Raw genomic sequence first — 23588 nt, 5'->3', positions numbered from 1 at the left:
GAGGAGGAGGCTCCTTTAGTTAATACCTAAAGTGAGTGGACGTTACTCGCAGAATAAGCACCGGCTAACTCTGTGCCAGCAGCCGCGGTAATACAGAGGGTGCGAGCGTTAATCGGATTTACTGGGCGTAAAGCGTGCGTAGGCGGCTTTTTAAGTCGGATGTGAAATCCCTGAGCTTAACTTAGGAATTGCATTCGATACTGGAAAGCTAGAGTATGGGAGAGGATGATAGAATTCCAGGTGTAGCGGTGAAATGCGTAGAGATCTGGAGGAATACCGATGGCGAAGGCAGCCATCTGGCCTAATACTGACGCTGAGGTACGAAAGCATGGGGAGCAAACAGGATTAGATACCCTGGTAGTCCATGCCGTAAACGATGTCTACTAGCCGTTGGGGCCTTTGAGGCTTTAGTGGCGCAGCTAACGCGATAAGTAGACCGCCTGGGGAGTACGGTCGCAAGACTAAAACTCAAATGAATTGACGGGGGCCCGCACAAGCGGTGGAGCATGTGGTTTAATTCGATGCAACGCGAAGAACCTTACCTGGCCTTGACATACTAAGAACTTTCCAGAGATGGATTGGTGCCTTCGGGAACTTAGATACAGGTGCTGCATGGCTGTCGTCAGCTCGTGTCGTGAGATGTTGGGTTAAGTCCCGCAACGAGCGCAACCCTTTTCCTTATTTGCCAGCGGGTAATGCCGGGAACTTTAAGGATACTGCCAGTGACAAACTGGAGGAAGGCGGGGACGACGTCAAGTCATCATGGCCCTTACGGCCAGGGCTACACACGTGCTACAATGGTCGGTACAAAGGGTTGCTACCTCGCGAGAGGATGCTAATCTCAAAAAGCCGATCGTAGTCCGGATCGCAGTCTGCAACTCGACTGCGTGAAGTCGGAATCGCTAGTAATCGCGGATCAGAATGCCGCGGTGAATACGTTCCCGGGCCTTGTACACACCGCCCGTCACACCATGGGAGTTTGTTGCACCAGAAGTAGGTAGTCTAACCGCAAGGAGGACGCTTACCACGGTGTGGCCGATGACTGGGGTGAAGTCGTAACAAGGTAGCCGTAGGGGAACCTGCGGCTGGATCACCTCCTTAACGAAAGATTGACGATTGGTAAGAATCCACAACAAGTTGTTCTTCATGACGATGTATCTGAGGGTCTGTAGCTCAGTTGGTTAGAGCACACGCTTGATAAGCGTGGGGTCACAAGTTCAAGTCTTGTCAGACCCACCACTACTGACGAAGCAAGCAATTGCAGAGTAAAGCAGAAAATCAGAACATTGAATCCTATATGATAAGCTGGGGACTTAGCTTAGTTGGTAGAGCGCCTGCTTTGCACGCAGGAGGTCAGGAGTTCGACTCTCCTAGTCTCCACCAAATTTCAAGACAAGAAAAGCATGCTTTTCCTTGAAATTTAAGCAAGAAGCTACGCTTCGCGCAGTATGTAATCATACAGTGATGAAGTTGTTTAGTTCCTAAGCGATCAAGTGTTTAGATCCTAGAGATTAGCAAGTACAAGCGTTATGATACGCGCACTTGATAATCTCTGTGATTTATCACAGTTTCCTGACCTGACGAAGGCTGGAAAAATCATTAACAGAATATATTTGAGTTGAAATAATTTGTTCAAACTCGTTTCAAGTAGGCAACTACAAGAAATGAGTTCTAGCGATTAAACTGAATCAAGCGTTTTGGTATATGAATCTAATTGAAGCTGTACAGTGCTTAAGTGCACGAAACTCTAACTGTGAGAAAGGCTAGTTTACTAGTTGATCTTGTTGTTAATCTTACTTGTAAGGATTAACGACTGTTTGGGGTTGTATAGTCAAGTAATTAAGTGCATGTGGTGGATGCCTTGGCAGTCAGAGGCGAAGAAAGACGTGATAGCCTGCGAAAAGCTCCGGGGAGGCGGCAAATATCCTGTGATCCGGAGATGTCTGAATGGGGAAACCCACCTGGTATAAGCCAGGTATCGTATGATGAATACATAGTCATACGAGGCGAACGGAGGGAAGTGAAACATCTCAGTACCTCTAGGAAAAGAAATCAATTGAGATTCCCTCAGTAGCGGCGAGCGAACGGGGAACAGCCCATTAAGTCATATCAGTTTTAGTGGAATGCTCTGGGAAGTGCAACCATAGTGGGTGATAGTCCTGTACACGAAAGGGCTGATATGATGATGTCGAGTAGGGCGAGGCACGTGAAACCTTGTCTGAATATGGGGGGACCATCCTCCAAGGCTAAATACTCCTGACTGACCGATAGTGAACCAGTACCGTGAGGGAAAGGCGAAAAGAACCCCTGTGAGGGGAGTGAAATAGATCCTGAAACCGCATGCATACAAGCAGTGGGAGCCGACTCATGTGGTGACTGCGTACCTTTTGTATAATGGGTCAGCGACTTATATTCAGTAGCAAGGTTAACCGTATAGGGGAGCCGTAGGGAAACCGAGTCTTAATAGGGCGTTTAGTTGCTGGGTATAGACCCGAAACCGGGTGATCTATCCATGAGCAGGTTGAAGGTTAGGTAACACTGACTGGAGGACCGAACCCACTGTCGTTGAAAAGCCAGGGGATGACTTGTGGATAGGGGTGAAAGGCTAATCAAACTCGGTGATAGCTGGTTCTCCCCGAAAGCTATTTAGGTAGCGCCTCGGACGAATACCATTGGGGGTAGAGCACTGTTTCGGCTAGGGGGTCATCCCGACTTACCAAACCGATGCAAACTCCGAATACCAATGAGTACTATCCGGGAGACAGACTGCGGGTGCTAACGTCCGTAGTCAAGAGGAAAACAATCCAGACCGCCAGCTAAGGCCCCTAAATTATAGTTAAGTGGGAAACGATGTGGGAAGGCATAGACAGCTAGGAGGTTGGCTTAGAAGCAGCCACCCTTTAAAGAAAGCGTAATAGCTCACTAGTCGAGTCGGCCTGCGCGGAAGATGTAACGGGGCTAAAACTATATGCCGAAGCTGCGGATTTACACATTAGTGTAAGTGGTAGGGGAGCGTTCTGTAAGCCGATGAAGGTGGATTGAGAAGTCTGCTGGAGGTATCAGAAGTGCGAATGCTGACGTGAGTAACGACAAAGCGGGTGAAAAACCCGCTCGCTGAAAGACCAAGGGTTCCAGTCCAACGTTAATCGGGGCTGGGTGAGTCGACCCCTAAGGCGAGGCCGAGAGGCGTAGTCGATGGGAAATTGGTTAATATTCCAATACTTCTGTTTAATGCGATGAGAGGACGGAGAAGGTTAAGTCAGCCTGGCGTTGGTTGTCCAGGTGGAAGGTTGTAGGCATGTATCTTAGGCAAATCCGGGGTACTCTATGCTGAGAACTGATAGCAAGCTGTACTTGTACAGTGAAGTGGCTGATACCATACTTCCAGGAAAAGTCTCTAAGCTTCAGTTAAACAGGAATCGTACCCGAAACCGACACAGGTGGTCAGGTCGAGTAGACCAAAGCGCTTGAGAGAACTCTGCTGAAGGAACTAGGCAAAATGGTACCGTAACTTCGGGAGAAGGTACGCTGCCGGCGGTGATAGGACTTGCTCCTTGAGCTGTTGGCAGCCTCAGAAACCAGGCCCCTGCAACTGTTTATTAAAAACATAGCACTCTGCAAACACGAAAGTGGACGTATAGGGTGTGATGCCTGCCCGGTGCTGGAAGGTTAATTGATGTGGTTAGCGCAAGCGAAGCTATTGATCGAAGCCCCAGTAAACGGCGGCCGTAACTATAACGGTCCTAAGGTAGCGAAATTCCTTGTCGGGTAAGTTCCGACCTGCACGAATGGCATAATGATGGGGGCGCTGTCTCCAGCAGAGGCTCAGTGAAATCGAAATCGCCGTGAAGATGCGGTGTACCCGCGGCTAGACGGAAAGACCCCGTGAACCTTTACTGCAGCTTGACATTGAACTTTGATCTTACTTGTGTAGGATAGGTGGGAGGCTTTGAAGTGGCGACGCTAGTTGCCATGGAGCCGTCCTTGAAATACCACCCTGGTAATATTGAGGTTCTAACTCTGTCCCGTTATCCGGGACGAGGACCATGTCTGGTGGGTAGTTTGACTGGGGCGGTCTCCTCCTAAAGAGTAACGGAGGAGTACGAAGGTGCGCTCAGCGTGGTCGGAAATCACGCGTAGAGTATAAAGGCAAAAGCGCGCTTAACTGCGAGACCCACAAGTCGAGCAGGTACGAAAGTAGGTCTTAGTGATCCGGTGGTTCTGTATGGAAGGGCCATCGCTCAACGGATAAAAGGTACTCTGGGGATAACAGGCTGATACCGCCCAAGAGTTCATATCGACGGCGGTGTTTGGCACCTCGATGTCGGCTCATCTCATCCTGGGGCTGAAGCAGGTCCCAAGGGTATGGCTGTTCGCCATTTAAAGAGGTACGCGAGCTGGGTTTAGAACGTCGTGAGACAGTTCGGTCCCTATCTACCGTGGGCGCTGGAAATTTGAGAGGATCTGCTCCTAGTACGAGAGGACCAGAGTGGACGAACCTCTGGTGTACCGGTTGTGACGCCAGTCGCATCGCCGGGTAGCTATGTTCGGAAGGGATAACCGCTGAAAGCATCTAAGCGGGAAGCCTACCTCAAGATAAGATTTCCCTGTGACTTTATGTCACCTAAAGAGCCGTTGAAGACTACGACGTTGATAGGTTGGATGTGGAAGTGTAGCGATACATGAAGCTGACCAATACTAATTGCTCGTGAGGCTTGACTATACAACACCCAAACAGTTGTTGTATAAAAGCTCAATTGATTCGAAATCAAACGATCAAACTTGATTTAGTTGAAAAGCTAGATAGAATAAACAACCTAATTTAACTCAAGTATCTCTGTTAATAACTCATTTGACCAAGCATTGGCATTTAAATAAGACCAAACGCAAAGTCATACCAGTTGTGCTGGCGACCATAGCAAGAGTGAACCACCTGATCCCTTCCCGAACTCAGAAGTGAAACCTCTTAGCGCTGATGGTAGTGTGGGGTTTCCCATGTGAGAGTAAGTCATCGCCAGCTCATTATTCTAAACACCCCCTGTCAAATGACAGGGGGTGTTTTTTTATGGCTAGGATTTAAGAAAGTATCTAAATATTGATTTTTAATCTAAACCCATAGCAGAAAATCTGCACACTATATAAATTCATAGTGGTTGCTATCTTCTAGGATGGATTCCCTGTAATTGATTTTGGTAGTGGTTTTTAACTGATGCTAGGTACTACTCTGCATCGCTACTAAATACTTTGCTACAGTGCCTCGGAGGGCGGGTGGAAGGTGAATAACTTTGTTTTATTACCACCTTGGTGGTAATAAAACGTTTTGCGGGCTATCGGTAAATAGACTTGTAGCTATATAGACTCAAACGCCTTATATGAAGGGTATTGATATTTACAGAGTATGTTTTATAAAGGATGAAAGATTTACATATAAATATTATTTTTAGTCATATGTTGTACATTTAGATAGAAACTTAGATTATTAAATTGCTGGTTCTTTAATCAGGATTAGTTAAATTAAAATTGTGATTAAGTAATATCATATAAATCAGGCAGAAGTAACAGCTGCTCCCGTGATGGCTAGTTTGGGCTCTGCCATTTTATTTGTCTTACTTTTAATCATTTCAGGTATAGTCGATCATATATTTAAATATGCTTTTCTTGCAGGAATTTTGACTGGAATTATGAGCAGTTATTATGAATCTTGATTATATAATATTACAAGCCTGATTCAAGCTTGTAATATTCATATGGAATCAGATTTGAAAGTTAGAAATATCCTGAGCAATTTTTTTCGTGCAATATAACAGTTGACCTAAAAGTACATCATTAGTGGTCATGGCTAGGATCAGCATAGGAAACTTTGGATGCGGAATTGCAGTTAGGTTCGCTTTACCATTATTAGCATCCAGTGTAATGCTTTGACAGCCTTCCAGTTGTAATTCCTGCATAAATGCCTGGACCATAGCCACAATAGAACTACTTACCGCAGCAAGTTTTCCTTTACCGTTAGTTTTAATTTTTTCAAATGAGGCTAATTCAAATCCATCAGAAGAGCACAGCATGGTAAGTTCTATACCTTGCACATTGAATAAGAGTGCTTGAATCTGCTTGGCTGCAAATTCAGTTAATTCTTGGGGAGCAGTACGTTTTGCAAGATCATTTAAGGACATGGAATTTTCTTCAGACAGTAAGTTGAACTTCAGCTGTGGCGATCAAGGCATCAACCAGCATTAAAACATCATTTTTTTCACGGGCATCAATAAAGAACATTGGATAAGTACTGTCTTGCTTTTCAGCCCAGCCATGATAGAGAGCAGCATTATTTTTAGCTTTCTTATCAATATGCGTAATGCCAATCACAACGTTTTTAACTTTATCTTTGAAGTAATTTAGATAAAATTCTAGCTCTTCTAGTGGCTCATCAATACTGTCATCAATCAGTAATATTACTCCAATAGCGCCTTGTGTAATTACGTTCCAGATAAAATTAAAGCGTTGCTGGCCTGGTGTGCCATATAAGCCGACTTTGACCCCATCTTCCAGGACCAGTTCACCATAATCGATACCGACTGTTGTTAGTGATTTTTGGTGTGCTTCAAGGTCGGTATTAATTGCTTCGGTACTTAATACATCAATATTAGAAATGGTGCGAATGGCTGTAGTCTTGCCAGCACCCATGCTACCGGCAAATACCAATTTAAATTGGTGCAAGATCAAACTGAATTACTCCTAGATACCGAGCTTTTTACGTAATTTGCTAAAGAAACCCATCATTTTATTAGCTTCCTTTTGAACAGCGGTGGTTGCATGCTGTGTGAATTTGGCTTGATCTGATGAGATCGGTTCAAGTATATTGGCTAGTTGTGAAGCACATAGAAATTGATGAATATATTTTTCACCTAATTTCAACTGTTGTTGTGCATAGGCAACTGATGCACCTTCACTGAAAAGGGCAGCTAATTTGAATAGATCTTTGCGCTGGTCGAAATCTTTAATTTGTGGCCATTTAGCTAAGCGGTAATAGTCTGAATATTCAAGTTCAGCAAATTGCAGATGATGCCATACAAAATTCCAGATCCCTTGGTTAAGATCTTCTGGGCGCACTTGAGTGCGAAATTGCACAATACTATTTAAATCGGCAGGTTCAATGCTGAATTCTGAATCAGGTTGCGGATACCAGTCGATTGCTGGATAGAAGCAATGTTGTTCCAGATCGATAAGAGCTACACGTTTATCACTATTTTTGATTATGTATTTGCTATGACCTGATGGCTGAAATAGCTCATCTAGTATTAATTTAAATGACTGATATGCTATTTTGGCGCTACAAGAGGGTACTATTAATATGGGTTGTTCAATTGAATGAGGCGATTGAGTGCCTGATAAAAACTCACGTTGTAACCATTCAATTAAAGCATGGGGGTGCTCAAAGGGTAAGAACAAGGTATTTTCAATCACCTGAGATGACAATGCAGGGTTTTTCTCAATTTGTAGAAGTGTAAGATTATTACTTTTAATTTTTTGAATATGGGGTAAATCGACAAAATCAGCATTTACTAATAAAAGCTGTAGTTTCTGGTCAGTAAGATTGGTCCATACCAGATTATATTTTTCACTTAAAACATCAACCATTGTACTTTTAAATACATTTATTAAAGATAGGCTGAGGCCAGAAATGGAAATATAGAGAGTATCTTTCATGAGGATGTGCTCAATTTAAGGGTTACCGGAAAAAGTAACCCTCAAATAGCTTAATTAAGCAAAATCTAAACCTTTTTCAAAGTGTTTCAATTCATGACGTGCCATAGCCAGGTTTGAACGACTACGGTCAAGAACTAGATAAAGGAATAAATTTTCATTTGAATCAAGTGGGCGTAGCAAGTGATATTGTTTGCCTAAAGTGATTAGAATGTCTTCGATAGAATCATTCAGATTCAGGCTCGCTGCTACACGACGTTTAGCACGTACAACTTCTGTGTTGCCTGCAGCTGCGAGCTCAAGATCAATTGTATTATTGCCAAGAGTTGCTAATGCAAGACCACTTTCGTTGTCTACGAGTGCTGCTGCAACGAAACCATCAATATCTGTAAGTGCATCTAAAGTAAGCTTGGCCATACTATCCCCTGGAAAATTTTAAATAATGAAGATAAAAAAATTATCGCAAGAATGTTTATATAAAAGAACCAAGAATACAAGTTAAAATAAATTGAAAATATTTAGAAATTAGCTTATATGAAAACTATTAATTGAAATAGAGTATTATTTAAAATTAATTTAAAAATGATTTTATGTGACTTAATTCTTATTAATTTTAAATATTAACATCATATTTGAATAACTAATTGTATGTATAAACTGATTCATTATGTATTAATATTGTAAATTTTAAATAATATAAAAAAATATAACAAATAATTTTAAATGTTGTATTAATAAACAATATAGGTTTTGATATATTTAAATCAAAATGTGATTTAAATGGTATATAAAAATTTAATAGTGATGTGGGTCAAATAATATTATAAAAGTGGAAAATCATGGTTTAGATGAATAATTAAGCATAATCTATAATTATGCTTAATTACATCTATTAGAAAAACTAAATTGAATTTTTTAAAATTTTTTTATGATTAAGTACCTGTTTAGCGTATTTTTTACCTTGCTTACGCATCTTGCGATTATTTTCAAAACCAGATGGACCGACATTATAATATCCTAGCCCCTTTTTTAAGTCGCCTGCAGATTGTTGATAACGCGCTAATATATAGGAGCCACATTGGACATTGGTGGCTTCATGGAATAAATCAGCTCCACAACTGCTTTGCCAATAACGTGGAATAATTTGCATTAAACCCACAGCACCAGCAGGTGAGCTGACATACGGACGATAGGTAGATTCTTGTCGGATTACTGCTGCGACTAAGAGTGGATCTAAATTGTGCTGTTCGGCACTTTTAATAATCAGTGGCGATACGCGATTTGCTGTTTCTGGAGAGATAGAATATGCACTTTGTATCCCTTTGGAAAGTTTAGCTGAGCGTTTTTCTATGGAACCTCCACCTAAAGAAGAACATGCAGTTAAAGTAATTGCACTGCCTAGGAGGATGAGTTTTTTGAAATGCGAGGGTGTAAAAAAATGAGATAAAAGACGTTTTAAGGTAAATGACTTAAAGTAGGTCAAAATTAAATATCCGCATTATAAAATTAATTTGATACTAAAAAATGAACGGTTCAGCGTCAAGCTGATTAACCTTTTAAACCTGAGCTATAATAATTTTTGCAGCTTTTTAGCTTGATCTTTACTTGAGGCACTTTTATATAATTTTCAGCATCCAGATTTCACACGCTTCATTATGCCCCGTATTGCCCTCAGGATATGCCAGATGTTCAAAGCCCAGTTTTTCATAGAGTTTGACAGCTTGCCAAAGGGATTTTGTCGTTTCCAGATAAATCTTATGAAATTTCTGTTGTTGTGCGAAATCAAAAGCCAGATTCAAAATCTGCTTGGCAAACCCATGTTGACGAATGGCTGAGAGGAAGTACATTTTCTGGAGTTCTAGAATGCTATTATCACCTTGTAGGGGAGCAATGCCACCACCACCATAAACTTGATCATCTTCATCGACAATAACCCAGTAAGCAGCATTTGGTTGTTGATAAACCTGATATAAGCTGTCCAGAATAGAATCACCTACTGCAAAACCGGATTCAGCAGCAAGACCAAATTCAATAGAAACTTCACGAATAATTTTGGCAATTTGGGGATTATCCTTAGGCTGGATCGGTCGAATAGAATACATAAATCATGAAACATAAAAAAAGATGGAGGTTTTATAGTCCTAAAACTGTAAAAAATCCATCTTTATAGCTTATAAATCCATCAACGAGTCAGCATGTTCGAGATTCTGCAACCTACTTCAGCTCACTAGATGATTTACCCAGCTCACGACGAGCAATAATCAGCTGTTGGATTTGCTGGGTACCTTCAAAGATATCGAGGATTTTTGAGTCACGAGCCCATTTTTCGAGTAGCTCAGTCTCGCTATAACCTGCAGAAGATGCTAACTCGACGCATTTTAAAGTGATTTCATTAGCAATACGACCAGCCTTGGCTTTGGCAATTGAAGCTTCGCGAGAGTTGGGTTTACGATTGTCTGCCATCCAGGCTGCTTTCAGCATCAGCAGTCGAGCTGCTTCCCATTCTGCTTCCATCCGGTAAATCTGCGCTGCAATATGGGAGGTCTGTAAATAGGGTGTACCGTAATCCGTATCTAGCTGGTCTTTGAATATCTCTTTGATTCGTTCTAGAGATGCTTTGGAACAGCCAATTGCCATTGCAGCAACCAGTGGGCGGGTATTATCAAAGGTTTCCATTACGCCAGCAAAACCTTTGGCAACATCAATATCTGCATTACCCAACAGATTTGCCGCAGGCACACGACAGTCTACAAAGCTGATTGCGGCGGTATCCGAAGCTTTGATACCAAGTTTATGTTCCAGACGCTCGACTTTCATCCCAGGCGTACCTTTGAGTACCACAAAGGATTTGATTGCAGCACGCCCCAGGCTTTTATCCAAAGTTGCCCACACCACTACAGAATCTGCACGTTCACCTGAGGTGACAAAGATTTTTTCGCCATTCAGGATATAGTCATCACCATCTTTGGTTGCCGTAGTACGGATTGCAGCAGAGTCTGAACCACAACCTGGCTCGGTAATCGCCATTGCTGCCCAGGTGCCTTCAAAACGTGTCAATTGTTCCTCATTTGCCACCGCTGCAATCGCCGAGTTACCCAGACCTTGGCGTGGCATGGACAGGAGCAGACCTGTATCGCCATAACACATCTCAATAATACTCAGTGCAGTTGACATGTTGACGCCATTTTTATTAGACGTATCCGTATCACCACGTTTATTGACTGCGGCACCAGCATTCATACCTTCGCTACCAGCATTCATGCCATCCACAACAGAAGCCAGCATATCCAGCTCTTTAGGATAGGCATGTTCAGCCTTGTCATATTTACGGGAAATTGGACGTAATACATTCAGCGCAACTTCATGGGCCTGATCAATCAGTAATTTAAATTTTTTTGGATTTTGCAGATTCATTATAATTATTCCATATTCATGTCAATGATCAGGCATGCAGCCCACTTTGAATGACAGCAGTCGCGCGTAAGTCACGATACCAGCGTTCCACAGGATGTTCACGGGTATAGCCATGTCCACCCAGGATTTGCACGCCATCTGTGCCAATCTTCATTGATTTTTCTGCGCAGAGAATACGGGCCAAATATGCCTCACGATGGAAAGGCTTACCTGCTTCTGCAAGACTGGCAGCGTTCAGCACCAGCATACGCATAGCATCTGTTTCAATTGCCATATCGGCAATCATGAAAGCAACCCCTTGACGATGGGAAATGGGTTCACCAAACGCTGTACGTTCATTGGCATATTGAATACAGTATTTCCTGACAGCCTCGCAGGTACCGACAGCCATGGCACACCACATCAGATTACCCAGATCGATAAAGGCGGTGTAATCAAAATCTTCATCACCGAGACGTTGTGCTGGTGTATTGTCGAAATGCAGTGTGGCAGTTTCATTTGCTTTAAGACCCATCGCAGCTGACTTTTGAATACTGATACTCGGATCACGTTGCACCACAAATACATCCGGCTGACCATTGAGCATGGCACTGACCAGATAGATGTCTGCAGTGGCTGCGAGTAAGACCAGTGTTTTTTCACCCTGAATCAGATAATGATCTTGGTGTGGTGTTGCTTGGGTTGTAAGCCTAAAAGGATTGAAAGCCGGTATATTTTCCTGCGTGGCAAATGTGGCTCGAATACCTTTATCATTTGCGAAAGAAGCCAGATAGTCGGATTGAATCTGTTCTGAGCCCCATTGAGTCAGGGCATTAATCACACTAAAGGTTGAAAGCAGGCCAGCAGTCAGGCTGAAGTCTCCTTTAGCCAGATATTCAGCAATCAGCACATTGCTTACAATATTCTTTTCAGTCGCTACACCACCTAAGGACTCAGGCAAGGCATAGAAGTTAAGTCCTAAGTCGGTACCATGTTGCCACAGAACCTCTGGAAAGATTTCAGCGTGATCTGCATCGTGAGCAAGCGGATAAAGTACTTCGGCTGAGAACTGCTCCATTGCATCTACGGTCATCTGCTGCTCTTCAGTCAGGCTAAGATCAAACAGGGATTTATTCTGATTTGGCAGGCGCTGTTTTTTAATTTTTTGTCCTGATTTCAGCAGCTTTTGTGTCTGGCTTAGGGTTTTAAAACCTGCCTTAGAGCTTTGATACAGGGACTTTTCAACGAATTTTCGTAGCTTAAACTGATCCAGTAGCTCACTGCCTGCAATTTTAGTCAGTATGGATAAGCCAACTCCTTGGGCCTTATTCACCATATTGCTCATTATCATTATCCTGTTATAAATGTTTTAGATATTTTCAGAATTATGCTGACAGGTTGCCTGATAAAAAACCATGTCAGGAATGACATGATTGATTGACAATAATGAAGGAAATTTATTATATAAAATTTGCTAACAAGTTTATGAAATTATTAATATAATTATGTTATTTAAAAATATTAGAATGCAAAAAATTGACCCGGATGACAGATATCAGCCGGGTCAACTCAAAATATCACTTGATTCTCTTTAGAGATGTTTCTTGATCATGGCACGCACATTAGTTTTGGCATCAATCACGGTCATAAAGGTGTAGGCACCAATAAATTTACGGCTGATGAACATAAACTCTTTCGGTGGAACGCTGAAATAACGTGATGCCATCGATTTAGAGGCTTGTTGCATGACACGGCTATGCAACTGACTCTTTTTCCAGTCATAGCGATCTTGTGCATCCATTACGCCGGCTGGCAGGTCTTTATTGTTCATTGGCGAGCTAAATGCTTCAGTAGCCAGCAAGAAAACCTTGGCCATATCTGGTTTGATACTTTGCGGAATCGAGTCAAAGAATTCATAACCAGTCATGGCTTTGACCATCATATCTGAATCATGATGATAACCCGCTTGAATCAGATTACGCGCCACATTGAGCAGATGCTGGTCAAACTGACGGATTGCACCGAAGTCGAGCAGGACAATTTTATCCTGTGCGTCATCACCATTGCCCAAACGTACCAGATAATTCCCGAAGTTCGGGTCAGTCTGCATTTCGCCCCATTCGAAAATCTCGCGTACTGCGATTTCTAAGGAAGCTTCACCGAGTTTATTACGACGTTCCTGTGGCAGAGACAGCATGACCGGACTATTGATTGGTACACCACGCTCATAGGTCATACAGAGCACGCGATCGGTCGAGTAATCTTCAATAATGGTCGGTACGATATAACGTGGATCATTTTGCAGACGTTGACGGAAACGGCGGGTTGTTGCAGCTTCAATTTTGTAGTCCACTTCACGATGCATCATTTCACGAACTTCATCAAACCACTGATCAAATTCACGGGTTTGCGGCACCATACGGGTCAATTTGAGCATGTTTTTAAACAGGCTCATATCTGAGTCAATCGCTTCTGCAACGCCTGGATACTGGATTTTCAGTACCAGTTCCAGCCCGTCAGATTTGCGTTTGGCGCGATGTACCTGAGCCAGTGAGGCTGTTCCTAAAGGTTCATGATCAATGGTTAAATCATCAAGTTTTGAACCAAGCTGCGCTTGTAACTGCGCTTTAATCGCAGGCCAGGCCAAGGCTACAGTCTTATTATTTAATGTATTTAATGCCTGAGTGATTTCTTCGGGCAGAAAATGTTCACCATAGAGCGCCATCATTTGGCCGATCTTGACGATAGAACCTTTCAGCTTGCCGATTTCTGCAACCAAATAATCTGCCTGTTCTTTCATGGCTTTTTTGCGTTTTTTCTCTTTCTCTTCTTCACTCGAGAACATTGAAGTGGCATTTGATGCTGCCCAGCGGGTGCCTGCAAGTAGGGATGCCTTGGCGATCGATAAGCGTCGATCCATGGATGAGGTTTTCAGTTGTTTGAGCTTATCGTTCTGATCTGACATGTAGAATAAATCCTTTCCCAGCATATAGCAGAATAAATCATTGTAGCGGATATTAACCTGTCTTCACGTATTAAAAAAGTTTTAACAGATTGAATTTACGCTAAACATGATCAGGCTCGATGACCTGTATTTATATTAGCCAAGGCATTATGGCATCTGAAATTGAATTTTTAATTCAGTTCTTTGTTGCAACTGTTGGATATTTGTTTGAATGTGCTGTTGAATCAATGTAATCACGGACTCATGCTGAAAGCCCAGAGCATAACCTTTAACAATCACGATACTGGGTAAACTAAAAAACAGATAGCGTGCATCTTCTAGCGTTGCCTGCTGAAAAACACCCTGCTGAATTAACATGTCTTGCAAAAATGCCTTTTCCTGCTGCACGTTATGAGACTGTATATCATCCCAATAATTCAGGCGCATGGCCATCAGGTTGTTATGCTTGTAGCTCATAACATTCAACTCGTTTACTTGTATATCTTCGCTATATAATGGAGACAATTCTGAGAGTTTCAATTGCTTATTTGCATAAAATCGATGCTTATAAAGGAATAGGAATTTTCACTGGACTCAGGTAGTATCGGAATATAACTTAAAACAAAATTGATGAGTGCGATTGTAAGCATCATGCCAATTTGGCAAAGGGGAATGTATGCGTTTTGCATGTTTATTAACTGCTATTCTGGCAGGTACAGCTGTATATACACAAGCAGCTCAGGATTATTCAAGGGAATATTCACAGTGTATGAAGTTCACCTATGGTGACCGTACCAAGACTGAAAAATGTATTGCTAAGGAATTAAAAGGGCAGACTAAAATCTTGAAAAAAAGCTATAAAAATTATCTTAAATTAAACGCAAATAATGCTGCTGTAGTAAAAAACCATTATGCCTTGTTTGAATCCAGACTGGATAAGCAATGTGGTCGTATCCGTGCTGGAAACTATACCAAAATCCAGCAAGGGCAATGTGCCCTAGCCATGGTAATTGAGCAGTCCAATTATTATCAATCACGTTCTTTTGTCGGAAAACGCTGAGGAGCTGATCGGTACTCAAAAGCATAACGGACATGTAAGTTTGTTATGCTTTTTAAATTATGGCGAGAATTTGAGATTTATTAAGACTGGACAAAAGCGCTGAATAGGTGAGTCAGTATTATTTATCACTTACTTCATAAAACGTTCGATTTATCTCTCATACTTTAAAGCATTCAAATCCGGATTAAAGCGATCTATTGTTGACCATTCTCATCATCAAATAACAGGCTTCTAAAACCAGATTCAGCCAGGGTGGAGTCGTGCTGTTTTCGTATTTTTCATGGTTTTAGCATTATAAAAGCAGGCGAAACAAGGTATCATAAGGCGTTTTAAAATATGACCTCTGGAGACGCCTTAAGTGGATCGACCGACTATTAGCCCTGAACATTTGCAGGAAGCCGCTGAAAATCTAACAACCATTCGTGATTTTATCCGTTTTGGTGTTACAGCATTACGTCAATACGATGCGCACTTGGGCCAAGGCACAGAAGATTATTTTGCTGAAAGTTCAGCACTGGTTTTACAAACCCTTTCTCTGGACTGGAATGCTGATCCAGAAATTCTGGATTCAAAACTACTTCCAAGCGAAAAAGAAGAGTTTTTGAATCTGTTAGGACGTCGTATCAATGAAAGAATGCCGACATCTTATCTATTAAATCTGGCTTATTTCTTTGGCAAGCCATTCTATGTGGATGAGCGTGTACTGATTCCACGTTCACCAATCGTTGAGCTGATTGAAAACCGTTTTGCACCATATTGCCTGGGCGAAAATGGTGAAATGGGTGCAGCGGTAAATAACCTGCCAGAAAATCCGAATCCAAAAACACCACAACGTATTCTGGACATGTGCACCGGTTCAGGCTGTATTGCGATTGCATTGGCATACGCTTTTCCAGATTCTGAAGTGGATGCAACCGATCTGTCTAAAGAGGCTTTAGAAGTAGCGCAGATCAACTGTGAGCATCATAACAAGCAGTATCAAGTGGCATTGCTTGAATCGGACCTGTTCGCAAAAATTCCAGCTGAAAATCAATATGATCTAATCGTGTCGAATCCTCCATATGTGGATGCAGAGGATATGGCTGATCTTCCTGATGAATTCCATCATGAGCCAGAGCTGGCATTGGCTGCTGGTCAAGACGGTCTGGATCTAGTACGTAAAATGCTGGCTCAAGCGGCTGATTACCTGACTGAAGATGGTTTGATCGTGATTGAAGTGGGTAATTCTGAATGGGCGATGAAGCAAAACTTCAATACCGTTGATTTCCACTGGTTGCAGTTCCAACGTGGTGGTTCAGGTATCTTTGCACTGACTGCAGCCCAATGCCGTCAATATCGTGATTTATTCATTCAATCTGTTAATTCATAAGGAGTCGTTCACATGGCAGGTAATAGTATAGGGCAACTCTTCCGTGTAACGACTTGTGGTGAATCTCATGGTGTTGGCTTAATGGCCATTATTGATGGGGTTCCACCAGGGATTGAACTGTCTGAAGCGGATTTGCAAAAGGATCTGGACCGTCGTAAGCCGGGTACTTCAAAATTTGCAACACAGCGTAAAGAGCCAGATGAAGTTGAAATTATTTCCGGTGTGTTTGAGGGTAAAACCACCGGTACTTCAATTGGTCTTTTAATCCGCAATACTGACCAGAAATCGAAAGACTATGGCAATATCGCGCAGACTTTCCGCCCAGGTCATGCAGATTATACCTATACCCAGAAGTATGGTTTCCGTGATTATCGTGGCGGTGGCCGTTCAAGTGCACGTGAAACTGCAATGCGTGTGGCAGCGGGTGCGATTGCCAAGAAATTCCTGTTTGAGAAGTTCGGTATTGAAATCCGCGGTCATGTCACCCAGATTGGCACTGAAAAAGCCGAGAAACTGGACTGGAATGAAGTTCCAAATAATCCGTTCTTCTGTGGTGATGTTGATGCCGTTCCTCGCTTTGAAGCTTTAGTAACTTCATTGCGTGAACAAGGTACAAGTTGTGGTGCAAAACTGGAAATTATTGCTTCCAAAGTTCCAGTGGGTTGGGGTGAGCCAGTATTCGATCGTCTGGATGCCGATATTGCCCATGCCATGATGTCTATTAACGCCGTTAAAGGTGTGGAAATTGGTGATGGTTTTGGCGTAGCTGAACAGTTTGGTCACGAAACGCGTGATGAATTAACAACGGATGGTTTCCTGGCAAATCATGCCGGCGGTATTTTGGGTGGGATTTCTAGCGGTCAGGACATTCGCGTATCGATTGCACTAAAACCAACCGCTTCAATCACCACGCCGGGTAAAACCATCACCATCAATCGTGAAGATACTGACGTGTTGACCAAAGGCCGTCATGATCCTTGTGTGGGTGTGCGTGCGACGCCAATTGCTGAAGCAATGCTGGCGATTGTATTGATGGATCACTTTATGCGCCATCGTGCACAAAATGCCGATGTGGTTGCGCCGTTTGCACCAATTGAACCAAAATAATTCGCTTCTGATCTGAAGTGAATCCAAAAAGTCAGACTTCGGTCTGGCTTTTTTTATATTTGCAAAGGCAATAGATGATTTAGGTGGAGAGAAACTTATTTTTCCTATGCTTTTAAGAAGTTTAGGTTGATTAAAAACGAAATTCGAAAACTCATCCAAAAAATGATTCAAAAATTTTTAATGAGTTAGAAGGTTTAAAAGTTGAGGTATTAAATATTGCAAAAGAAGAAAGCTGGACTTAATTGGTTTATTATTTATTAAAATGCATAAGAGACTTTCTCTTACTTATTATCCGTTGATTTTTCCACTACTTTTTCTCCTAAAACTCTTCGGTTGTTGTATCCTTAATCATTGACAGGCAGTTGGGTTCGATTGCCACAAAATTGCATGTTACGAGTGGCTCAATGCTTCATACTATCTTCAGCGTCCTGTTTCCACTGATTGCCCTAATTACCCTGGGTTATACATTAAAACAAAGGAAATGGTTAGAAGACGGATTTTGGCGGGGGGCAGAAAAGCTAAACTATTATGTACTATTTCCAATCATGCTATTCCTGAATCTGGCTACTGCTCAGATTCATATAGATATTATTCAGGAGGTGGTGCTGGTTATTTCAATCATTACTGTACTGGTTTGTGCAGTGCTGTACAGTCTAAAAGCGATATACCGGATTAACTTTGCCCGATTTGGGGTCTATGTACAAAGCATGCTGCGCTTTAATACCTATATTGGCATTGCTGCGGTCAGCACCTTATTTGGGCAGGCAGGGATGACAGTATTTGCCGTCATTATGGTATTCTTTATTCCAGTCGTAAATACCGTTTCTGTGCTGGCATTTACTAAACCGGCCGATATGCAGTTTGGAAAAATTTTCATATCCCTCGCGAAAAATCCACTGATTTTAGGCTGTCTGGTAGGTGGGCTTTATAATCTGTCCGGATTGGGAATATGGCAGGGTATGAACCAGTTATTGAAACAGATGGCAGCATGCAGTTTACCTTTAGGTTTGATGTGTGTCGGGGCAGCATTAAAGTTTGGGCAAATTAATCTGGATTTATGGCGCATCGTCTGGAACACAACTGGGCGTATGATTTGCATGCCATTGCTTGGCTTGGGGGTATGCAAGATACTCGGAATATCCACGCTGACCACTCAAGTGCTGGTACTGTTTTTCGCGTTACCCACAGCTTCTGCTTCTTATGTATTGACCAAAGTTCTGGGTGGAGACAGTGAACTTATGGCGAAAGTTATTAGTGTGCAAACCCTGGTTGCAGGATTAACCTTGCCATTATTCTTAAGTTTTATCATCTAGTTAAAAGAATCCAATAGAGAAATTTTTCACTCAAAATAGCCTAAGCAAATTAAAATTTTTAATTAACCTATAATCCTGTTTCAAAAATCTAATCAAATATCTGCACCTTCATTTAAATTTCGTTTTATAGCTAAGCGAGCATAACGTATGCCTTGCTAATTACTGTGTCTTTACAACTTTGCACAGTAATTTTTTATTAAGCTCTATAGCATGGTATATAAATTGCTAAACAATACATATGCACATTATTGCAGGAGAGAAATGCACCTGCATTCGCCGAAGGAGCAACGACCCCGGAAACTCTCAGGCAGAAGGACTGTAATAATGCAAAACTCTGGAGAGAAGTGTTGAATCACTCACCGAAGGGGAAGGTTAAGGTATTGATCTCCAATACTGAAATCAAAGCTCTCAGGTAAAAATGACAGATGGGGCAGACATCATAATAAAAAAGGAGATGTCTATGCGTCATGTAATTGTCATTGGCGCCGGGATTACCGGCGTAACCACAGCTTATGAACTGGCTTTATTAGGTTATCAGGTCACTGTTGTCGACCAGCATCTTTACCCTGCCATGGAAACCTCGTATGCCAATGGCGGGCAACTTTCCGCCTGTAATGCAGAAGTCTGGAACCAAAAAGCGACGGTACTGAAAGGCCTGAAATGGATGTCGCAAAAAACTGCCCCATTACTGCTCAACCCGTCTTTTAGTATGCATAAATACAGCTGGCTAATGGAATTTATGGGGAATATTCGTCATTACGAAACCAATACCCGGGAAACAGTAAAAATGGCGTTATTGGCCCGTAAACGTTTATTTGAAATTGCTGAAACAGAACAGATTGAGTTTGATCTGGAAAAGAGGGGAATCCTGCATTTTTATCATACCGAGCAGGATTATAAGGTCGCGATGAAGGTCAATGATCTGCTTTGCAGTGGCGGGCTGGAACGCAATGCGATTTCCAATGAAGAAATTAAACAGATTGAACCCACTTTAACCGGTGATTATTATGCCGGCTTCTTTAGCCGTAGTGATGCTACCGGGGATATTCATAAATTTACTACAGGTCTGGCCAAGGCTTGTGCAGACAAAGGTGTACTGTTCCTGTTTGGTCAGAATGTACAGGCAGTAGAGCAGAAGGATGACTATACCCGGATCACCTGTATGCCGAGCAGTGAAAATTCCAATACCAATCCGCAAGAACGACTGGAACTGAAAGCTGATGCCATCGTGGTCTGTGCCGGTGTGGGTAGTTATCAACTCTCTTATCTGTTGGGTGACAGGGTCAATGTCTATCCGGTGAAAGGATATTCAATTACCGTACAGCTTAACGATGAACAAAGTCAGCAAAATGCGCCGTGGGTCAGCTTGCTGGATGAAAGCGCTAAAATTGTCCTTTCCCGATTGGGTAAAGACCGACTGCGTATTGCGGGTACAGCAGAGTTTAATGGTTATAACCGTGACATTCGTGCTGACCGGATTCAGCCTTTAATTGACTGGACGCATCGTAATTTTGATATTTCCACTGAATATGTGATTCCCTGGACCGGATTAAGGCCAATGATGCCGAATATGATGCCAGTCGTGCGTCAGGGAAAACACAAGCGAGTATTTTATAATACCGGACATGGGCATTTAGGCTGGACGCTCTCTGCTGCGACAGCAGCAATGATCAGCCAGCAGGTGGCTCAAACCTATCCTGTAGCTTAAAACAAAAAAGATCATCCTCGGATGATCTTTTTTTAATTGAATGGGTTTAGTCATATAGGCGATAGACACCGCTAAAGCGTTCACAGCCTTTCTGCTGGGTTTTTACCGAAAGAATGGCCTTGGTATAGTGAAATTCATACTTACAGTCGTTTTCGTTATCAGTGATTTCAGTTTTAGCTTCAGGAGTGGTATAAGCTAAAAAAGGGATAGTTTGAGTATCTATACGGTTTTTAGGACTGCGATAGGCAATACCTTCGATCTTGATGCGGTCTTTACTGAGCTGATGGATTTTTAGGTGTACCGGCTGTTTGGCAATCTGGCCCTGTTCAAATTTTAAATAATGCTGGGTCAGGCTTTGATTCAAAGAAATAAAGATATTCAGATCATCTAAACGCACATCAAACTGCTGTTTATAACAGTCTAGTGTTTTGCACTGTTGTAAGCGGTTTAGCCATAGTTGATGCGTATCCTGAATAATACTTAAAGGTGCATCAGTAATCAGGTAGGCCGTGAGATACTGGCTCGCCAGATTTTTTCTAAATTCAGCCAGAGGCACGGAACACAGCGTCGAAGTTGCTTTACTGGCTTGTGAGCTATCTGAACATTCTAGCGGATGTGCGGATGCTGTAGCACTTGTTGCCAAAGTGCTCAAACCCAGCATGAGACCCAGAAGTTTCATCATTTTTATATCAGTTTTCAGCAGCATGATCGCTTATACTTTCACTGTGTTACGCTTGGTCTAACTATAGCGAAATAGAAACGAAGTGTACAAGATTTCAATTGGTTATTTCTAAGGATGAAAACAGTGGTTGCACAAATTCGAATTGGTCAGGGGCTGGATGTGCATGCATTCGAAGAAGGTGATTTTGTCACACTGGCAGGCGTGAAAATTCCACATACCCATGGCCTCAAAGCACACTCGGATGGTGACGTTGTGTTACATGCATTATGTGATGCTTTGTTAGGTGCATTGGCACTGGGAGATATTGGTCAGCATTTTCCAGATACGGATCCTAACTTTAAAGGTGCTGACAGTCGTGTATTGTTGAAGCACGTGTATCAGCTGATCTTGGATCGTGGTTATGTATTGAATAATGCTGATATTACTGTGGCCTGTGAACGTCCAAAACTGGCAAAGCATAATCTGGAAATGCGTCAAAGCATTGCAGATGTACTAGAAGTAGATCTAACCCAGATTAGCGTTAAGGCGACCACCACAGAAAAGCTGGGCTTTACCGGGCGTCAGGAAGGCATTCTGTCTATGGCGACGGTCCTGATCACTCACGCAAAGTGATCAGGATTAATCATTGCCAGCTTAAGTTCTTCAGTTGCTTTACGGCCTTGTAGCTGTAAGGCAACAGCATGCAATAGACCCGTCCAGGTGTCATTCGGTTCCCAGACCTGATGCAGGCTTGCTTGCGCCGTCGGTAGATCCATATCCATATAGTATTGGCGATATAAATACATCAGGCTGCTGACATGGAAGTTCTGGTTGCAATGTACCCAAACGGCTTGTTGCTTGACTAGATGATCAATCATGTCCAGCACTAGCAGGCATTGATCATCGGATGGCATTTCCCAGGAAATTGGCAGCTGGATATAGTTGAGTCCAAGCTCCAGACAGATTTTATCTTCATGGTCCAGGTGAGGCTCTGCATCGCTCAAAGCTACATTGATAACGGTCGAGATCCCGTATTCCTTTATCAGCTTGAGCTGTTCTGCTGTCGGCTGGCCTGAAGTAAACAGGTGCTCATGGATGAATTGAAAATTATTAATTTGACAGAGTGCAGTTTCAATTTCATTCATCAGATCATTTTCCTTATGTAGAAATGCAAACGCCATCTTACGATGGCGTTTTGATCAATCGCTTAGCGATTTGGTAAAACGTCCTTTAACGCCTCATGCATATCAAGTAATGCCTTTTCAGTCGTTTCCCAGTCGATACAGCCATCAGTCACTGATTTGCCGTATTCCAGATCACAAAGGTTTGCCGGGATATCCTGACGACCACCTTTAAGATGACTTTCTACCATAATACCAACAATTGATTTATTTCCATCAATAATTTGTTCAGTGATGTTTTTTAGCACTAATGGTTGTAAGTACGGGTCTTTGTTTGAGTTTGCATGACTGGTGTCAATCATGATTTTGGTACTAACTTTCGCTTTTGCCAAAGCAGTCTCAGCCTCTGCAACAGAACCTGCATCGTAGTTCGGTTTGCCATTACCACCACGAAGTACTACATGAGCATATGGGTTACCAGAAGTACGAATGACTGCAACCTGACCTTGATCGTTCAGACCGAGGAAGCTATGACCGTGTTTCACGGATTGCATGGCATTGGTTGCAACAGTCAGGCCGCCATCAGTACCGTTTTTGAAACCTACTGGTGAAGACAGGCCAGATGACATTTCACGGTGAGTCTGGCTTTCGGTAGTACGTGCACCAATCGCTGACCATGAAATTAAATCCTGATAATACTGTGGCGAGTTTGGATCAAGTGCTTCAGTTGCACATGGCAAACCCTTTTCGTTCAGTTCAAGCAGAAGCTTACGGCCAATGCGCAGACCTTTTTCAATATTGAACGAGTCATTCATGTCTGGGTCATTGATCAGACCTTTCCAGCCAATGGTAGTACGTGGTTTTTCAAAATACACACGCATTACCAGATACAGGCTGTCTTTTACTTTTTCGCTCAGCACTTTCAGGCGCTCGGCATATTCTTTGGCAGCTTCAGGGTCATGAATTGAACATGGACCAATCACGACAAAAAGACGTTTATCGTTGCCATCAAGAATATTGCGAATCGTTTCACGACCTTTCAGTACGGTTTGATAAGCATTCTCAGTCAAAGGCAACTCAGTCTTTAATTGTGCTGGAGTTACAAGAGGAATCATGCTTTGGATATTCACATCATCAATATCTGATTGTGAAATAGGATTTGACTGTAGTGTATTCATTGCCGTCACTGGTTCGATCATACAAAAGGTTGTTTA

At 42.5% G+C, this 23588-nt stretch carries 19 protein-coding genes, 2 tRNA genes, 2 rRNA genes, 1 riboswitch and 2 other annotated features; of the genes, 10 read left to right on the top strand and 13 right to left on the bottom strand.

From position 1 onward, the window contains the following. The first annotated feature begins 55 nt into the window (after nt 1-55). Nucleotides 56-103 (top strand) — a sequence feature (16S ribosomal RNA rRNA prediction is too short). Between the two features lie 11 nt (nt 104-114). Then, nucleotides 115-1088 (top strand) — a sequence feature (most likely nonfunctional fraction of RNA operon). 74 nt (nt 1089-1162) lie between these two features. The 4 genes from F899_RS09220 (at nt 1163) to rrf (ending at nt 5020) form a co-directional block, all read left to right on the top strand. Beyond that, nucleotides 1163-1239: transfer RNA gene (locus tag F899_RS09220), tRNA-Ile, on the top strand. 68 nt (nt 1240-1307) lie between these two features. Then, a tRNA-Ala gene (locus F899_RS09215) sits at nt 1308-1383 on the top strand. 446 nt (nt 1384-1829) lie between these two features. Next, a 23S ribosomal RNA gene (locus F899_RS09210) occupies nt 1830-4723 on the top strand. Between the two features lie 182 nt (nt 4724-4905). After that, nucleotides 4906-5020, top strand: a 5S ribosomal RNA gene (rrf, locus tag F899_RS09205). A gap of 733 nt (nt 5021-5753) precedes the next feature. Here rrf and F899_RS09200 read toward each other — a convergent pair. From F899_RS09200 to F899_RS09155, 10 genes are all read right to left on the bottom strand, one after another. Then, on the bottom strand, nt 5754-6170 hold the full coding sequence (locus F899_RS09200; RefSeq protein ID WP_005222345.1) for a roadblock/LC7 domain-containing protein: 417 nt from the start codon (nt 6168-6170) through the stop codon (nt 5754-5756). Between the two features lie 10 nt (nt 6171-6180). Next, nucleotides 6181-6717, bottom strand: coding sequence for a GTP-binding protein (locus F899_RS09195; RefSeq protein WP_004895107.1), 537 nt, complete (start codon nt 6715-6717; stop codon nt 6181-6183). A 12-nt stretch (nt 6718-6729) separates the two neighbouring features. Continuing rightward, nucleotides 6730-7701 carry a hypothetical protein gene (locus F899_RS09190; RefSeq protein ID WP_005222343.1) on the bottom strand — a complete coding sequence of 324 codons (972 nt, stop codon included), beginning with the start codon at nt 7699-7701 and terminating at the stop codon, nt 6730-6732. A gap of 54 nt (nt 7702-7755) precedes the next feature. Further along, nucleotides 7756-8115, bottom strand: coding sequence for a hypothetical protein (locus F899_RS09185; protein WP_005222341.1), 360 nt, complete (start codon nt 8113-8115; stop codon nt 7756-7758). Nucleotides 8116-8599: 484 nt separating this feature from the next. Then, complete coding sequence (locus tag F899_RS09180) at nt 8600-9181, bottom strand: lytic transglycosylase domain-containing protein (protein WP_005222339.1); 582 nt, start codon at nt 9179-9181, stop codon at nt 8600-8602. Nucleotides 9182-9314: 133 nt separating this feature from the next. Next, nucleotides 9315-9800: a GNAT family N-acetyltransferase gene (locus tag F899_RS09175; protein ID WP_005222337.1), complete on the bottom strand. Its 486-nt coding sequence runs from the start codon at nt 9798-9800 to the stop codon at nt 9315-9317. 112 nt (nt 9801-9912) lie between these two features. Next, nucleotides 9913-11112 (bottom strand): acyl-CoA dehydrogenase family protein, encoded by a 1200-nt coding sequence (locus F899_RS09170; RefSeq protein ID WP_005222334.1) that lies wholly within the window; start codon nt 11110-11112, stop codon nt 9913-9915. Nucleotides 11113-11140: 28 nt separating this feature from the next. Next, nucleotides 11141-12436, bottom strand: coding sequence for an acyl-CoA dehydrogenase family protein (locus F899_RS09165; RefSeq protein WP_005222332.1), 1296 nt, complete (start codon nt 12434-12436; stop codon nt 11141-11143). 246 nt (nt 12437-12682) lie between these two features. After that, entirely contained in the window at nt 12683-14056 is a 1374-nt protein-coding gene (locus F899_RS09160; protein WP_004809593.1) for an ABC1 kinase family protein, read from the bottom strand. A 147-nt stretch (nt 14057-14203) separates the two neighbouring features. After that, nucleotides 14204-14512: a hypothetical protein gene (locus F899_RS09155; RefSeq protein WP_005222330.1), complete on the bottom strand. Its 309-nt coding sequence runs from the start codon at nt 14510-14512 to the stop codon at nt 14204-14206. A gap of 199 nt (nt 14513-14711) precedes the next feature. Between F899_RS09155 and F899_RS09150 the strand changes: the two genes are divergently transcribed. The 5 genes from F899_RS09150 to F899_RS09130 all read left to right on the top strand — a co-directional run bounded on the left by F899_RS09150 (nt 14712) and on the right by F899_RS09130 (nt 20592). Continuing rightward, on the top strand, nt 14712-15095 hold the full coding sequence (locus F899_RS09150; protein WP_005222329.1) for a hypothetical protein: 384 nt from the start codon (nt 14712-14714) through the stop codon (nt 15093-15095). 358 nt (nt 15096-15453) lie between these two features. Beyond that, nucleotides 15454-16464 (top strand): 50S ribosomal protein L3 N(5)-glutamine methyltransferase, encoded by a 1011-nt coding sequence (gene prmB, locus F899_RS09145; protein ID WP_005222327.1) that lies wholly within the window; start codon nt 15454-15456, stop codon nt 16462-16464. Nucleotides 16465-16476: 12 nt separating this feature from the next. After that, nucleotides 16477-17571 carry a chorismate synthase gene (gene aroC / locus F899_RS09140; protein ID WP_005222326.1) on the top strand — a complete coding sequence of 365 codons (1095 nt, stop codon included), beginning with the start codon at nt 16477-16479 and terminating at the stop codon, nt 17569-17571. Between the two features lie 404 nt (nt 17572-17975). Continuing rightward, nucleotides 17976-18884 carry an AEC family transporter gene (locus F899_RS09135; RefSeq protein WP_005222324.1) on the top strand — a complete coding sequence of 303 codons (909 nt, stop codon included), beginning with the start codon at nt 17976-17978 and terminating at the stop codon, nt 18882-18884. Nucleotides 18885-19125: 241 nt separating this feature from the next. After that, nucleotides 19126-19213: riboswitch (glycine riboswitch) on the top strand. A 131-nt stretch (nt 19214-19344) separates the two neighbouring features. Further along, nucleotides 19345-20592 (top strand): D-amino acid dehydrogenase, encoded by a 1248-nt coding sequence (locus tag F899_RS09130; RefSeq protein ID WP_005222321.1) that lies wholly within the window; start codon nt 19345-19347, stop codon nt 20590-20592. 46 nt (nt 20593-20638) lie between these two features. On the opposite strand, the gene F899_RS09125 is transcribed toward F899_RS09130, so the two are convergent. Next, nucleotides 20639-21298, bottom strand: coding sequence for an A1S_1983 family putative colistin resistance protein (locus F899_RS09125; protein WP_005222319.1), 660 nt, complete (start codon nt 21296-21298; stop codon nt 20639-20641). 99 nt (nt 21299-21397) lie between these two features. On the opposite strand from F899_RS09125, the gene ispF reads away from it, so the two are divergent. Next, nucleotides 21398-21886: a 2-C-methyl-D-erythritol 2,4-cyclodiphosphate synthase gene (gene ispF, locus F899_RS09120; protein WP_005222317.1), complete on the top strand. Its 489-nt coding sequence runs from the start codon at nt 21398-21400 to the stop codon at nt 21884-21886. On the opposite strand, the gene F899_RS09115 is transcribed toward ispF, so the two are convergent. Both F899_RS09115 and F899_RS09110 read right to left on the bottom strand, forming a co-directional pair. Beyond that, on the bottom strand, nt 21874-22398 hold the full coding sequence (locus F899_RS09115) for a protein tyrosine phosphatase family protein (RefSeq protein ID WP_004809577.1): 525 nt from the start codon (nt 22396-22398) through the stop codon (nt 21874-21876). The genes ispF and F899_RS09115 overlap by 13 nt on opposite strands. 62 nt (nt 22399-22460) lie before the next feature. After that, the gene (locus F899_RS09110; protein ID WP_111810749.1) at nt 22461-23552 is read right to left on the bottom strand and encodes a 3-deoxy-7-phosphoheptulonate synthase; all 1092 of its coding nucleotides are present in this window, start codon (nt 23550-23552) and stop codon (nt 22461-22463) included. Nucleotides 23553-23588: the final 36 nt, after the last annotated feature.

Source organism: Acinetobacter sp. CIP 101934 (assembly GCF_000369585.1).
Classification (GTDB): Bacteria; Pseudomonadota; Gammaproteobacteria; order Pseudomonadales; family Moraxellaceae; genus Acinetobacter; species Acinetobacter schindleri.
This window is presented reverse-complemented; position numbering and strand designations above follow the sequence as displayed.

Excerpts from the sequence above, each read along its gene's own strand:
- F899_RS09200 (WP_005222345.1), bottom strand. The coding sequence starts at position 6,170 with ATGTCCTTAAATGATCTTGCAAAACGTACTGCTCCCCAAGAATTAACT.
- F899_RS09190 (WP_005222343.1), bottom strand. The coding sequence starts at position 7,701 with ATGAAAGATACTCTCTATATTTCCATTTCTGGCCTCAGCCTATCTTTA.
- F899_RS09185 (WP_005222341.1), bottom strand. The coding sequence starts at position 8,115 with ATGGCCAAGCTTACTTTAGATGCACTTACAGATATTGATGGTTTCGTT.
- F899_RS09175 (WP_005222337.1), bottom strand. The coding sequence starts at position 9,800 with ATGTATTCTATTCGACCGATCCAGCCTAAGGATAATCCCCAAATTGCC.
- F899_RS09170 (WP_005222334.1), bottom strand. The coding sequence starts at position 11,112 with ATGAATCTGCAAAATCCAAAAAAATTTAAATTACTGATTGATCAGGCC.
- F899_RS09165 (WP_005222332.1), bottom strand. The coding sequence starts at position 12,436 with ATGAGCAATATGGTGAATAAGGCCCAAGGAGTTGGCTTATCCATACTG.
- F899_RS09160 (WP_004809593.1), bottom strand. The coding sequence starts at position 14,056 with ATGTCAGATCAGAACGATAAGCTCAAACAACTGAAAACCTCATCCATG.
- F899_RS09155 (WP_005222330.1), bottom strand. The coding sequence starts at position 14,512 with ATGAGCTACAAGCATAACAACCTGATGGCCATGCGCCTGAATTATTGG.
- F899_RS09150 (WP_005222329.1), top strand. The coding sequence starts at position 14,712 with ATGCGTTTTGCATGTTTATTAACTGCTATTCTGGCAGGTACAGCTGTA.
- aroC (WP_005222326.1), top strand. The coding sequence starts at position 16,477 with ATGGCAGGTAATAGTATAGGGCAACTCTTCCGTGTAACGACTTGTGGT.
- F899_RS09135 (WP_005222324.1), top strand. The coding sequence starts at position 17,976 with ATGCTTCATACTATCTTCAGCGTCCTGTTTCCACTGATTGCCCTAATT.
- F899_RS09130 (WP_005222321.1), top strand. The coding sequence starts at position 19,345 with ATGCGTCATGTAATTGTCATTGGCGCCGGGATTACCGGCGTAACCACA.
- F899_RS09125 (WP_005222319.1), bottom strand. The coding sequence starts at position 21,298 with ATGCTGCTGAAAACTGATATAAAAATGATGAAACTTCTGGGTCTCATG.
- F899_RS09115 (WP_004809577.1), bottom strand. The coding sequence starts at position 22,398 with ATGAATGAAATTGAAACTGCACTCTGTCAAATTAATAATTTTCAATTC.
- F899_RS09110 (WP_111810749.1), bottom strand. The coding sequence starts at position 23,552 with ATGAATACACTACAGTCAAATCCTATTTCACAATCAGATATTGATGAT.